The organism is Corynebacterium sp. H127, from assembly GCF_037482665.1.
GTDB lineage: Bacteria > Actinomycetota > Actinomycetes > Mycobacteriales > Mycobacteriaceae > Corynebacterium.
In genome coordinates, this window is the sequence record NZ_JBBHKY010000012.1 from 1 (window position 1) to 12,891 (window position 12,891).

Genomic DNA, 12,891 nt, shown 5'->3' on the forward strand with positions numbered 1-12,891 from the left:
CGACTTCACCAAAGCCTGGACTACCGTACGCCGGCTGAGGTCGAGCACGAATTTTGGATGAGTAGCCCAGAACAAGAAATAATAGAAATCAAGGCAAACGCCTAGGAACAAAACCCGGGGCACTTCAATGCTATTGACGCGTCAGCAGTATTTAAAAGCGCGCTCACCGGCAGTTGAAGTGAGGTATCCACGAAAAATGTCAGTGATTTTACTACGAAAATGCATTGGCTGAAGTCGTCTACGGGCTGAGCACGAATGAATACCGACTCCACGAAAACCTCGGCTGTCGTACACCGTTGGAAGTTGAAGCGGAATATGCCGCCACCATATGTCGAACAGAAGCAATAAAATCGAGGGCTCTAATCTAGTTAGCAATCCGGGGTGGTTCATTGCATGGGTTTTCTTCTGCTCCCCAACTGCGGCATCCAGAACAATACGGGCTCGAGCAGCCACGCGCTATACGCGCTAGGCCTTCCGTGCGAAGTCCTGGTACTTGATCATCGTGCCGGTCACGAAGTCCCAAGCTTCCACCCGGACGCGGTCGCCGAAGACTTTGACGCGGAGACCGGTGGAGTTATCGCCATCCAGTTTGTATTCGTCGTGGTCGCCGTCGGGCATCGTGTTGTTCAGGAGCGCACCGGTGTTCACGACTGGGAAGCCAGCGTGGTTACCGGTGGCATCGTCGCGGTAAACGCCCCACCAGTCTTCGAGATCAAAGGAAGCGTGGGTGTGGGAGGTGAACATGACCACGTTCTGGTATTTGCCCACCACGGCAGAGAAGTCATTAAGGCTGGCGAAGTCATTTCCGTACCAAGCCGAGTGTGTCAGCGACACAGTGTTCGGCAGGACGAGGTGGGAAAAGAGCAAGACCGGTGTGCCTTGGGCTTCCCAGTATCCCAGGCGCTCGTCGATAAATCGGAGCTGTTCTTCAGACAGCACAACGTAGGGTTCTTTGCCTTCGCGCAGCCGGTCTTCGTAGTGCTCGGTGGAGATGGTGATGATCGGCTGGCCGTTCACGATTTCCTCGCGCCACACGTGCTCCTGACCAGTCATGTCCAGGAAGCGCTTCAGGTAGACATCGGATCCTTCTTGGCCGAGCATCTCATGGTTGCCGATGGTGAAGTATTCGCGCCCCGAGGCATGTGGGTACGCCTTGCGATCCGCCATGAAGGCGTCGTAGTCCTCTTGCGCGCCGACATCCACGTAGTCGCCGTTGAAAACGATCGCCCCGGCCGGGTCCGGCTGCGAGTTCAGGGTGTTCATGGCCCGCGCGTACTTTTCGGTGTGACCGTGAGTATCGGATAGGACGTCGATAATCGCGCTCGGCTTGTCGGCGCTGGCCCCCAGTGGCTGCGTCAGCGCCAGATTGTCGACGGCCCAGAACCAATCATCCTGGGCGTTGGCGTAGTCGAAGGTGAAATGAACACTCGTTGCGCCGGCTGGAGCATCCAGTGGCAGCACCTCGTGGGAGGAGAACTTGGTGGCATCCAGCTTAAGAAGTTCTTGGGTCGCGCCAGTGTTGTAGTGGGCGGTGACCTGTGCGAAGTTCTCTGCGGAACCCTGCTTGTAGTGAGAATCGAACTCAAAGGCAGCGCCCGGCTGGAGCGGGATCTCCGGGGTGCGCAGCGTGGTGCTCATTTCCTCGGGAGCTGCGATGCGGTGATGCTTGGATTCCGCCACGGCGTAGGAACCATGCCCGCGGGTGAAGTAGTGCCGCTCCTCGGTGCCCACCGCCCAGGTCCAATCGCGAGTGTTCGTCCAGGTCCAGCCCTTCCAGCGCTCCTCGCCAGACTTGATTTCGTTGGTGGCTACTGAGAACCCGCTCGGACCCTGCTTGTTGAAGCCACTCGTGGTGTCCACATCGTCGAAGCTTTCCTGCCACAGCACTGGACGGGTGGTGTCGGTCGCATAGGCCTGGTTGCCGGAGCCAGTCGGTGTGGTGCCGGTGTCGCTGCTCAAGGAGCCGCTGCTGCCAAAGATGTCGGAGCTGCTGAGGGCACTGGCAGGGATTGGGAACGCAAACAACGCGCTAGCCAGGATCAACGCCGGGATTCTTTTCATTTCATCTCACTATTGTTCAACAGGTATAGAGGGGACGAATGAAACCTAAACCCCGCAGCAGGCCGGAGGGATAAGTTCAGGTGAATATGAGATGAAAACTTCTGGACCGGGGCAAACGTTGCGATGCTTAAGGCTGGTACGGCGCTGCCACCAAGTTCGTCAGCGTCGGCGTGTTACCAACCAGCTCTAGCTCACTGTTCACCTGCATCACCGATGGCATCGCGCCGGGAGAACTCGCCACCCCGATCCACTGCACATGCAGGTTGCTCGCATCCCATGTGATGTCCTGAACTGACGCCTTGTATGCCTCGGCGCCGTTGATGTTCCAGCCTCGATACGAGGCCACAAAGTTCAGGTCATTGTCATAAATCAGCAGCGTATCTGGCCAGGAAGTGCCACCCATGTCGCAGTTGTAGGCCAGGACCGCCTCGTCTTTAGCATCACCATTGATGTCCGTGTAGCCGCCGAGCGGGGAGTTGTCATCGCGCCGCACCAGCTGATGGGTGCCGCGGTTGTCAGTCGGCAGGCGTCCACCGACCAGGTTGCCGGCGGGGTTTTCGCACAGCTCCGGCACCCACACCGACTCCAGCGCCTCAACCGGGATCTCCTTGTTGTCCGGCGCACGCCCCGCGAAACCAGCAGGCTGTGTGGGGCTGTGCTTAGCGACGTCCGGAGTCGCCACAGGCGGACTTTGCGCTTGCGTAGTTAAGGTCATAGTTTCAGTGGCTGTTGTTGTGCTTGGTGCTGCAGGCCGCAAAGACTGCAAGTCGGCGCAACCTGAAAGCGCGAGCCCCGCTACTGCGAGCACACCAGCGACGACGCTGAACGGTTTCCGATCAGTAGTGTTCATGAATCGGAGACTAACAAGCTATCTATTAGTCGGCGAGTGATGTTATCGAGCTGGTACGTAAAATGGCGGGAATGAACGCCGCCGAGTCGCATCCCAAAGGAAAACGGAGTCCAAAAGAGTGGGGGATTCCACTTTGTTTGTTAGCAGTGTTTTTGGCGCTGCCACCAGTAATGCAGCTGTTCATTGATCCGCCCGCGTTGGGCTGGGCAATTGTGGCTGCCTTGGCGGTGACGTCGATAAGCGCGGGCTTCATCGACGCCCGCAAGTTTCGCCCCACGGCGTCGTTCCCGATCCTGCTGGCTGTTGCATTCTTCTTGACGATGCGGTTGTACTTTGACGATCGAGCCTTGATCTACCTCCTGCTGTTTACGCTGTTGGCTGCGGCCGGGGAGTGTCTGGGTGGCCGGAAGGAAAAGGTGTAATCCGATGGAGATTTGGCAGCTTAACCACCCCAAATTGGGCCTGATTGAGGTCGAACGTGGTTTTGATGAGGAATTCCGAGAGCACTATCCTGACTGGCCTGCCGCGCCCTCGGAGAAGCCCTTCACTCACTTGGATGCCGATGCGAACCTGAAACAGCGCATGACTGCTTGGGTTCGCAACCCGCCCGCCCGTGTTCAAATCAAAGTCGCAGGCATTCCGATGAGCCGGATAAAGAAGGTTCCCAAAGCAAAATTTCCGCTGCAGGAGAAAGATCTGAGCAAGCTTGCCGACGGCGATGCGGTAACCATCCCAGGGAAACCGCAACTTGAGTTCGTGCGCAGTGCTTTCGACGAGATCCTCTCCATCAGCTACCGCGAGGGCGCGGAGATCGTGGAATTTGATCCACCTCCGGGATCCCGGGGCGCAAAACGCAAGCAGGCGATGGCAGAAAGCTCCTTCAAACGGATGGCATTCCCACTGCTCGCAGGCTTGGGGAAGAGCGGTTGGGCGATTTCCGTTCTCGTCCTTGGCCCGCTGGTGGGCCGGCTGATCACCTGGATTCTAGGTTTCCTCCCCGACCTGAATGTGCCGCAGATTTCCTTGCCGAAGCTGCCGGAGCTACCGGAACTACCCAAACCGCCCTATATTGCTTTGCCTTATCCGCACTGGTCGCTACCGGGGATAAGTTTCCCGCAGCTGCCAGAACTGCCAGCGTGGGTGCTCTTTCTCATGGAGTACTCGAAAGTGTGGGTGCCCGTTATCGTTGGCATCTTCTTAGCGATCATGGCGATTCGCAACCATAAGAAATCGGAGCGAATCAAACGCGAGTGGGAGAACCGCAGAGATCAACAGCCGGAGGAGACCTCCGGCGAGCAGACCTAAAGTGATGCCGCTTGGGTGCCTAGAGCTCCTCGATGGAGTAGTTCCCTGTTGGTGCGATGCGGGGGCCGCCCAAGGGCAAGCTGGCGTCTGACTGGTACCACATTGAGTCGCTGTTGATGCTCAAGCGGACGCGTTTGCCCACGTAGGGGCGCCATGGCCCGGTGGTATCTTCCGGGGTTCCGTAGGGCGACTCCTCGTGGTCCCCCAGCGCCAGGTAGGTCGCGGACTGCGTGGTGCTTTTCCCAGGTGAGCCACTTTTTGTTCCGGTGATTTCCTGGGGTGCGTCGAACATCAGCATGAGGTACTCGTTGTTCGGGCTCTCATTGTTCGGCGGGGTTTTGCCGTTGAGTACCTCGGCGGTGCTTTTGGCAACCACGGTGCCCTCTAAGGCGTATTCATAGGAGGATGCCGCAACCTGATCCGCGGTAGCGGGGGTCAGAACTACCAGGGCATTATTTCCGCCCGTGCAGCTGATGCGTCCTTCGGCTGCAGTGCAGTTCATGGAGTAGTTCTGTCCATTGCTGGGGCTGGTTGCTTGCACACTAAACGCCCCAGTTCGCTCCGGAGAGGCAGCTACGGCGCTTGCTACTGCTTTGGAGAACCCACAGGAGGTGGCCGCAGTGCCGGCGTGAACATTCACTGCGCCGACCGTGCCGCAGTTTTCCCCGGCTTCGCCCTGCGGAGTAGGGGCGCTGGCTTGCTGGCTCACGACGCCAGTTCCGCCACGTAGCTCAGCAAGGGCACTGCGATCTGATGCCGGGATCCACTTGACCTCCCGGTGCTCGGGGTCCGGAAGGAGCTTCAAGGGGATTTCGGTTTCGTCGCCAGTCTTGGTTAGTTTGCGGTCTGCCACCACGAACTGTTGTAGCGTCGCGTTGGGCCTGAGCGAATGCCACACGCTTTGGTACAGCCCCTGGCCGCTGGCGGAGACCATGACAGCTGACCTGCTGCCGCCAGCGGATGCTACTCCGCTAATAAGCACGTCCTGGGTATTAACCACTTCTCCCTGTTCAGGCTTAGTAAATACAGAAACTGGAGCAAAGTAATCTGTGACGTCGGCGCGGATCAGTAGCTCGGGGGAGTCGTCGCCAGTGGCCTCTGCGAGAGCATAAGAATAGGTGCCCGCGGGCTGGAATGGGTCGGTTTTATTGAATTGGTACGCGTCGGGGTTATCCAGCACTTTCTCATAAGCGTCGGCGAGTTGGGCACCGGGAGTGGGGCTGGCAGCAGTGGATTCATTGCCTGCTTGGCCCGCGGCCGTGCTGTCGGCACCGGACGGAGAGGCCGCATCGTTAGCGGAACAACTGGCAAGAGCAAGTGTGGAGGCCAACACCAGCACGGATAGGGGAGTACGTCGCATGGCGGTTCCTCGTCGGTAGCTATGGGGACGGTGATAGGGCCTATGGTATCCGGCGTTTTCGGTGTGCGGGGCCTTTTGGAGGTTCTTGGCCGCAAGATAAGGATTAAGCCCCCTGTTGCTCGAGCAGTGATCGGCACGTTCGCGGGCTATGTCTAAGGGGAAGGCCGTGGAAGCGGCGACGAATCACCATTCGTGCGGAATCGTTAGATGAGGGGCTAGGTGGCCTGGAGCACCCTCCTGACTATTGCTTCATAAATTTCGCAGAGTTCGTCGAGGGTGCGCTCTTCCTCTGGTCGGTACCAGTTAGCAATCCCGGTGCCCATATCTATGAGGAGGAAAGCTGACAATTTGGACTCTGTGGTGTGTAACTCCCCGGCGGCCACGCCATCGTTAATAATGGATACCCAGCGCTGCACGTAGTCGCGACGCAGTTGGCGCACGATGCTGGAATGTGGTTCTTGTAGCGCTTTGATCTCCCGGTGTCCCACTCGTACTTGCGCGGCATTGTCTGCGTGAAAGCGGGCGTGATTGCGCATGCTGGCCACCACTTTTGCTGTGGGTGAGGTGAGCCCTGCCATGGCGGCCGCGTGATCTCGCAGGAGCTGTTCGGTCACTGAGACGCAAATATCTGCGAGAACTTCCTGCTTGGAAGGGTAGTGGTTGTACATGCTGGAGGCGCGAATCCCCACCGCCTGCGCGATGTCCTCCATGCTCGTGCCGTAGAATCCGCGTTCGTCGAAAAGCTTGATGGCAGCTTCATAAATCTGGCTGCGGCGTGGTGGGCGAACCATGGCGTCCTTTGCGTGTGGGGGTGTCTTTTCAATTATGGTCAGAAACTCCTTGACAGTGAATGAGTCCTGGATCACACTTTAGGCTAACGGCCATTCGCTAAAAGTGTGAATTGGCCGCGCAGTAGCTCGCATTGCCCCCTTAGTCGCTCGCTTCCACGAAAGGCTCCCACATGGCCCACGAATTACTCGACCCCGCCACAGATTTCTACGCTCTCTTCTCTGATGTCTCTGGTGCAGACCTGGATTTTTGGAAGCGAGCCCGCACCTTTAGTGAAGAAGCCCAGCCGGAAGTCAATGATGCGTGGGAAAAGGCCGAGTATCCGCTGCACCTGATCAAGCGTTTGGGTGAGCTGGGTTTGGTCAATGATGGACTCGACGTACCCGGACGCGAGAAAATGTCACCACTTGCCGCTGGCCTAGTCCTCATGGAGGTCGCCCGCTGCGATGTCTCGCTGTGCACCTTCTTGGCCATCCAGGCTGGGCTGGTCATGCGTTCCATTGCGTACTGCGCCAGTGAAGAGCAAAAGGACGAGTGGCTGCCTGCGCTTGCCGACGTCGATAAGCTTGCCAGCTTCGGTCTCACCGAACCTGACCATGGTTCTGACTCTGTGGCGCTCGAAACCACGGCGCGCCGTGATGGGGATGACTGGATCATCAACGGCGAAAAATACTGGATTGGCCACGGCGCAATCGGGGGTCTCACCGTGGTGTGGGCGCGCATGGATGACGGCGAAGTGGGAGGCTTCCTCGTGCCACAAGATACGCCTGGTTACACCACGGAACCAATAACCGGCAAGGTCTCAGTTCGACCGATTCCCCAGGTCAAAATCATGATGAATGATATGCGCGTGCCGGAATCCTGTCGGATGCCCAATGCCAATTCCTTCAAGGATGCTGCTTCCGTGCTCTTTGCTACCCGCTCTGGCGTCTCCTGGATGGCGCTGGGTAGCGCAATGAATTGCTATGAGCAGGCCCGCAAGCATGCCCTCGAAAGGATGCAATTCGGTCGCCCGCTCGCCGCGAATCAATTGATCCAGCAGCGGCTGACCAACATGTTGCAAGACATCACGGCGATGGCGCTGTTCTGCCGTCGTATGGCAGAGCTGGATGCAAGTGGCAATATTGTGCCGCAGCAAGCCTCATTGGCCAAGCTGCATAACACTCGTGCGGCCCGCCGCGTAGCTGCTGAGGCTCGTGACCTGCTCGGCGGCTCCGGAATCCTGCTGGAAAACAACGTGATTCGGCAGATGGTGGATATCGAGTCCATGCACACCTTCGAGGGCACAGAGTCCATCCAGTCCCTCATCGTGGGCAAGAAGATCACCGGCATCGGCGCATTCCGCTAGCTGTTCGGAGTGGCATCGCTACTAGCGCGTATTCCCGCATTGATGCTGATGGCTCGGGAGAGGGTCGCCTTTCATTTCTAAACTCCCGGGCAAGCGCCGGGTGCGACAAATGAATGAGGATTCGCCCTCTACTGTAATCGGCATCACTTTCTACCATCAATGGGTAGGCTCGACATCATGAAGCTCATCCTCACCTCATTCCTGCACCCACGTTTATCTGAATACGCTTCCGGCACCCTTGCTTACATTGGCGATGCCGCCCGCAGCTATGGCGATGCCCCGTGGGTGCGTGCCGAACGCGAGGCCCTAACACAGCAGGGATTTGAGATCGTGGACTTAGCAGTCGCCGATACGCCTTTAGGGCAGATTCGCGAGGTCTTGGGGAGTGTTGATGGCGTATATGTCGCCGGTGGCGAAACCTTTGATCTGCTCCACGTGCTGCGCACCACTGGGGCCTTTGATCTGCTGGTGGAAAAGGTGCGTGCCGGGCTGACCTATATCGGCACCAGTGCCGGTTCAGTTGTCGCAGGTCCGAGCATTGAACCGATTTCCTTGATGGACTCGCCGGAAAAGGCGCCTGAGCTGGTTGATCGTGCGGGGCTCGGACTCACTGAATTCTGCGTGGTGCCTCATGCCTGTGGCTCCTTGAAGCCATATCCGATTTCAGTGATCGCCGAGATAGTGTCAAAGTATGGCGAGGGCTATCCGCTGATGCTGTTGCGTGACGGTCAGGCATTGGTCATCGAAGACGGCACAGTCACCCTGATTTAAGTGGTCGCTTGCGGCGCATTATTAGTATCTTTATTCCGTGGATACCCTGTACCTAATAGCGCTGCTGTTTTCTATCGTCGGAGGCTTGGCTGCATCTTTGCTGCGCCTACCACCGCTCATCGGCTTTCTTGGGGCAGGCTTTGTTGTTAGTGCCATAGGGTTACAACAGATTCCTTTCATTGACGTGATGGCCGATCTGGGCGTGACCACGCTGCTCTTCACCATCGGATTGAAACTGAACCCGCGCGATGTAGCCGGTCCCCGGGTGATTGGTTCGGCAACGGGTCACGCAATAGCTAATACCCTCATCTTCGCCGTCTTGTTTGGTCTGGCGAGCTTGCTGCCATTCGCGGAGCTCAGCGGGTTGGATTTGCGCTCGTTGATCTATATCGGCATCGCAACTTCTTTTTCCTCAACCGTCTTCGTGATGTCTCAGTTGGAGGAGCAAAACCGCAGCGGTTCCTCGGTGGGGCGCATCGCAATCGGTGTGCTCGTGCTGCAAGACATCATCGCAGTGGGAGTTCTCGTAGTATCCTCAGGTTCCACGCCCGAAGTTTGGGCGGTACTGTTGCCGCTGCTGCTGCTGTTCCGGCCACTGATCAAGCACATGCCGGATCGCATGTTCCGCCGAGAGATGTTGGTGCTCACTGGCATCGGCATCGCTGTCGGCGCATATTCACTCTTCGAACTTGCGGGGATCTCCGGTTCCCTCGGCTCACTTGTCGCGGGCATCGTACTTTCGGGACACCCTGTGGCCGAGCGGCTTTTCGACGCCCTCATCAGTATCCGCGAGCTGCTGCTAGTTGCCTTCTTTATCAAAATCGGCCTTGGCGGCTTGCCGGGGCCCGGCGGCTTCCTCATCGCGGGCATTTTGTTGTTATTCCTACTGGCGAAGGCCGCAATCTACATCGTGATGATCCACCGCGTTGGCATGTCCGCGCGCACCAGTGCGCTTTCCGGTTTGACGCTGGCAAACTACTCCGAGTTCGGGTTGATCGTCACGGCGGTGGCGGTGAGCAATGGGGCGTTGCCGGGGACGTGGACGTCGATAATGGCGATCGCCGTGGCCGGCAGCTTCATTATTGGTTCGCTCGTGACGGCCCGGGAAGAAGCCCTGCTGCACTGGCTGCTGCGCTGGATTCCGGAACGACCAGCCCACCGACTCGCACCCGATGAGCGACCTGTCCATATCAGCGAGGTTGATGCGCTCGTCTTCGGAATGGGCCGTGTCGGTGCCGGCGTCTATCACCGGCTCAGTGAGGAATACGGTCTGTGTGTCTACGGCATCGATTTTGATGAAGAACGTATCGAGCGGCTCCGCGATTCTGGGCACCGCATCATCGCCGGCGATGTGACCGACTCTGAATTGTGGCGGCGCATCAAAATGGAACAATCACCGCGCCTCATTGTGCTTGCGCTGCCGCTGCATCATGACACCGTGCATGTGTTGCGAGGCATCCGCGCCGCCAACTCCACCGCCGTCATCGCCAGTACCACCCAGGTGCGGGACCATTGCAGCGCGCTTCGCGACGGCGGGGCGGACGTAGCCGTCTACCTTTACGACGGTGCTGGTGAAGAACTCGCAGATCAGGCTATGCGGGCACTGCTCGAACGCTGAGCATTATCACCCACTGGGAACACTAATCCGGCCACCATTACGTGCATGGGGGTGAAGTCCTACGTCTGTTCTTACCCGAGTTTTATGGTACTTAGAGATGTGTGAAAGTACACATTTGGTTTCTTCTTATTGTCCTGGCCCGCTAGACTGACCACCGTATCTTCCTTCCTCGGGTGTCACTGATGTGATCAGGCATTACCGTGAATTTTCTCTGATACGAACAACTCGCTCCGCCGTCGGCACTGACAGGCAGGTGGCGTTGACCCCAGAGGAGGACCGCAATGGCTGAACTACGCATCATTCGTGTGCTGAGTAATAATGCCGTCCTAGCTGCAGGTGCGCCACACCCAGAGTCCGGAGCCCGTCCGGCGAACCGCGTCATCGTGGACAAAGGCATCGGCTTTGGTCGAAAAGTGGGGGATCAGCTACCGGAAACTTCTCGGCATCCGGAGGGGAAGGCAGAATACATTGAGCTCAGCCAGGAGCACGAGGATCTGCTCCAATACTTGGGAGATATCCATCCCCGCCTCCTTGAGGTGACAAGCGCCAGCATTGACCTCGCCGTCGATATCCTCGGGCCACTACACCCATCTGTGTATGTGATCCTGTCCGAACATCTTTCTTTTGCAATCGAACGCACCGGCCGTGGTGAGGTCATTCGCAGTACCCTGATCTCCGAGATGAAAGCAGCCTTTCCCGCCGAATTCTTCGCGGCCAGCCTTGTCTTGGACCATTTGAACGCGCAGTTGGGAAGTGTCCAGCTTCCGGAGGATGAAGCAACCTTCATCGCCTTACACCTGCGCGCGGCCCGCACTGGCGAGACAGTCAAACGCCCCTTGGAAACAGCCAATACTATCAATCGTGCCCGCACACTGGTGGAGAATCGGTTGCGCGTCGATCCCAGGCTGAACGCAGAACCACTATCCGTGCACCTGACCTTCATCCTGCGCAGGCTGCGCGAAGACAGAATGCGCACCAACGCCATCGCCAGCACGATATCCGCATCGTTGCCGGTGGAGATGTCCTTGGCGGAGGACGTGATCCGCATCCTGCTCAACGCCACAGAACTGCCTGCTGACATCGAGGGAGAAGCGGCGTTCCTCGCAGTATTCCTGCACGGCTGTCGCACCTGAAACCACAGCTAAAACTTCATTTTCAACCACTCCCGAAACAATCAACGAGGTGGAATCCACGTTATGAATGCAATAATGACCGCTTTGCAGCGGCTCGGTAAAGCCCTGATGGGTGCCGTCGCGGTGCTCCCCGTCGCCGCGATATTGATGGGCGTCGGCTACTGGATCGACCCGGAAGGCTGGGGCGCAGACAACGTCGTTGCCGCAGTCTTCATCAACTCTGGCTCCGCAATTCTGGATAACCTCGGATTGCTCTTTGCCATCGCCATCGCCTTTGGCCTGGCTAAAGACTCCAATGGTGCCTCCGCACTGTCCGCCTTCATCGGTTTTACCACCGTCACTAAGCTCATTGGCCCTAAAGCGGTGGCCTCCTACCAGGGGATTGAAGATCCTAAGAAGCTCAGCGGACAAGCCGCAATCGATTGGGCCTCCCATGGTTGGGACGCCGTCGGCCCGTCGAATGTGCTGTTCGGTATCATCGTGGGCGTATTGGCGGCGTGGGTCTACAACAGGTTCAGCAACGTCAAACTTCCGGACTACCTGGCATTTTTCTCCGGGCGTCGCCTAGTGCCAATCTTGACCTCGCTGCTGTCCATCGCGCTCGCCGGAATCCTCTACGTGGTCTGGCCAGTGCTTTACGGTGTGCTCTTTGACTTTGGTACTTGGATCCAGGGGATGGGCGCAGTGGGCGCCGGCATCTACGGCCTGATCAATCGTCTGCTCATCCCAACGGGTTTGCACCACGCACTGAATTCGATCTTCTGGTTCGATGTCATCCACATCAATGACATCGGCAACTTCCTTGCCGGCGGTGAGACCATCGCGATCGCGGCGCAAGCCACCGACGCTGCCAGCTGCCCTGGCATTTGGGAAAACGGTGCCTGCACCGTCGACGGCGTCATCGGCCGCTACCAAGCTGGTTTCTTCCCTGTGATGATGTTTGGCCTGCCGGGTGCCGCATTGGCCATCGTCATGCGTGCCGACGCCAAGCGTCGGAAGACTGTCGGTTCGCTGATGCTCGCCGGTGCGCTCGCATCCTTCCTGACGGGTGTTACCGAGCCGCTGGAGTTCTCGTTCATGTTCGCAGCTCCACTGCTGTTTGTGGTACACGCAATCCTCACGGGCATCTCCGTCGGTATCGCCGCAGCATTCCACTGGACCGCCGGGTTCGGCTTCTCTGCCGGTCTGATTGACATGGTGTTGTCTTCCCAGAACCCTCTGGCCAACCAGTGGTGGATGCTGTTGCTGCTGGGAGTGGCGTACTTCGGTATTTACTTCCTCGTCTTCTACAGCCTCATTGGTTGGTTCAATCTCAAGACTCCTGGACGCGGGGCTGATGAAGATAGCGCAGCAGCTGAGACGGACGATGCCGCCGACATGGATACGGCGAGCCAGGCACGGCAGATTCTTGCCGGTCTTGGTGGCTCCGCGAATGTCGCGGCCCTGGACTATTGCGCCACGCGGTTGCGGGTGACTGTGCATGAGCCCGCGCTGGTTGAGGAAGCGGCGATCAAGAAGTCCGGTGTTATCGGAGTTATCCGCCCTTCTCACTACAACGTCCAGGTCATTATCGGGCCTCAGGTACAGTTCATCCACGACGAGGTAGCACGTCAGCAATCGCTGGCCCGCCCAGACTCCACCATCAACTGAGTAGGA

Annotated in this window: 11 protein-coding genes; 7 read left to right on the plus strand and 4 right to left on the minus strand. The window is 58.0% G+C overall.

Features of this window, described 5'->3' with window-relative positions; genetic code table 11:
- Positions 1-465: 465 nt before the first annotated feature.
- A complete protein-coding gene (locus WG936_RS11005; protein ID WP_339572935.1) occupies positions 466-2,061 on the minus strand; it encodes a metallophosphoesterase in 1,596 nt (531 codons plus the stop codon).
- Between the two features lie 127 nt (positions 2,062-2,188).
- Positions 2,189-2,911 (minus strand): hypothetical protein, encoded by a 723-nt coding sequence (locus tag WG936_RS11010; RefSeq protein WP_339572936.1) that lies wholly within the window; start codon positions 2,909-2,911, stop codon positions 2,189-2,191.
- Between the two features lie 170 nt (positions 2,912-3,081).
- Here WG936_RS11010 and WG936_RS11015 point away from each other — a divergent pair, with 170 nt between their 5' ends.
- Both WG936_RS11015 and WG936_RS11020 read left to right on the plus strand, forming a co-directional pair.
- Positions 3,082-3,333, plus strand: coding sequence for a hypothetical protein (locus WG936_RS11015; protein WP_339572937.1), 252 nt, complete (start codon positions 3,082-3,084; stop codon positions 3,331-3,333).
- Positions 3,334-3,337: 4 nt separating this feature from the next.
- Positions 3,338-4,216, plus strand: coding sequence for a hypothetical protein (locus tag WG936_RS11020; RefSeq protein ID WP_339572938.1), 879 nt, complete (start codon positions 3,338-3,340; stop codon positions 4,214-4,216).
- Between the two features lie 19 nt (positions 4,217-4,235).
- Here WG936_RS11020 and WG936_RS11025 read toward each other — a convergent pair whose 3' ends face one another.
- Together WG936_RS11025 and WG936_RS11030 are read right to left on the minus strand one after the other, a co-directional pair.
- Positions 4,236-5,576, minus strand: coding sequence for a hypothetical protein (locus WG936_RS11025; protein WP_339572939.1), 1,341 nt, complete (start codon positions 5,574-5,576; stop codon positions 4,236-4,238).
- 215 nt (positions 5,577-5,791) lie between these two features.
- Positions 5,792-6,367 carry a TetR/AcrR family transcriptional regulator gene (locus WG936_RS11030; RefSeq protein WP_339565287.1) on the minus strand — a complete coding sequence of 192 codons (576 nt, stop codon included), beginning with the start codon at positions 6,365-6,367 and terminating at the stop codon, positions 5,792-5,794.
- Between the two features lie 170 nt (positions 6,368-6,537).
- Here WG936_RS11030 and WG936_RS11035 point away from each other — a divergent pair, with 170 nt between their 5' ends.
- The 5 genes from WG936_RS11035 (at position 6,538) to nagE (ending at position 12,885) form a co-directional block, all read left to right on the plus strand.
- The gene (locus WG936_RS11035; RefSeq protein WP_339565286.1) at positions 6,538-7,713 is read left to right on the plus strand and encodes an acyl-CoA dehydrogenase family protein; all 1,176 of its coding nucleotides are present in this window, start codon (positions 6,538-6,540) and stop codon (positions 7,711-7,713) included.
- A gap of 177 nt (positions 7,714-7,890) precedes the next feature.
- Positions 7,891-8,484, plus strand: a complete 594-nt coding sequence (locus WG936_RS11040; RefSeq protein WP_339565285.1) for a Type 1 glutamine amidotransferase-like domain-containing protein — start codon at positions 7,891-7,893, stop codon at positions 8,482-8,484.
- 37 nt (positions 8,485-8,521) lie between these two features.
- Entirely contained in the window at positions 8,522-10,102 is a 1,581-nt protein-coding gene (locus WG936_RS11045) for a cation:proton antiporter family protein (RefSeq protein WP_339565284.1), read from the plus strand.
- Positions 10,103-10,383: 281 nt separating this feature from the next.
- Entirely contained in the window at positions 10,384-11,235 is an 852-nt protein-coding gene (locus WG936_RS11050; RefSeq protein WP_339565283.1) for a PRD domain-containing protein, read from the plus strand.
- Between the two features lie 75 nt (positions 11,236-11,310).
- Entirely contained in the window at positions 11,311-12,885 is a 1,575-nt protein-coding gene (gene nagE / locus WG936_RS11055; protein ID WP_445227960.1) for an N-acetylglucosamine-specific PTS transporter subunit IIBC, read from the plus strand.
- Positions 12,886-12,891 lie beyond the last annotated feature (6 nt).

What these genes read in the sequence shown, in the direction of transcription:
- WG936_RS11050 (WP_339565283.1), top strand. Translation starts at nt 10,384, where the DNA reads ATGGCTGAACTACGCATCATTCGTGTGCTGAGTAATAATGCCGTCCTA.
- WG936_RS11025 (WP_339572939.1), bottom strand. Translation starts at nt 5,576, where the DNA reads ATGCGACGTACTCCCCTATCCGTGCTGGTGTTGGCCTCCACACTTGCT.
- WG936_RS11030 (WP_339565287.1), bottom strand. Translation starts at nt 6,367, where the DNA reads ATGGTTCGCCCACCACGCCGCAGCCAGATTTATGAAGCTGCCATCAAG.
- nagE (WP_445227960.1), top strand. Translation starts at nt 11,311, where the DNA reads ATGACCGCTTTGCAGCGGCTCGGTAAAGCCCTGATGGGTGCCGTCGCG.
- WG936_RS11035 (WP_339565286.1), top strand. Translation starts at nt 6,538, where the DNA reads ATGGCCCACGAATTACTCGACCCCGCCACAGATTTCTACGCTCTCTTC.
- WG936_RS11040 (WP_339565285.1), top strand. Translation starts at nt 7,891, where the DNA reads ATGAAGCTCATCCTCACCTCATTCCTGCACCCACGTTTATCTGAATAC.
- WG936_RS11015 (WP_339572937.1), top strand. Translation starts at nt 3,082, where the DNA reads ATGCAGCTGTTCATTGATCCGCCCGCGTTGGGCTGGGCAATTGTGGCT.
- WG936_RS11005 (WP_339572935.1), bottom strand. Translation starts at nt 2,061, where the DNA reads ATGAAAAGAATCCCGGCGTTGATCCTGGCTAGCGCGTTGTTTGCGTTC.
- WG936_RS11010 (WP_339572936.1), bottom strand. Translation starts at nt 2,911, where the DNA reads ATGAACACTACTGATCGGAAACCGTTCAGCGTCGTCGCTGGTGTGCTC.
- WG936_RS11020 (WP_339572938.1), top strand. Translation starts at nt 3,338, where the DNA reads ATGGAGATTTGGCAGCTTAACCACCCCAAATTGGGCCTGATTGAGGTC.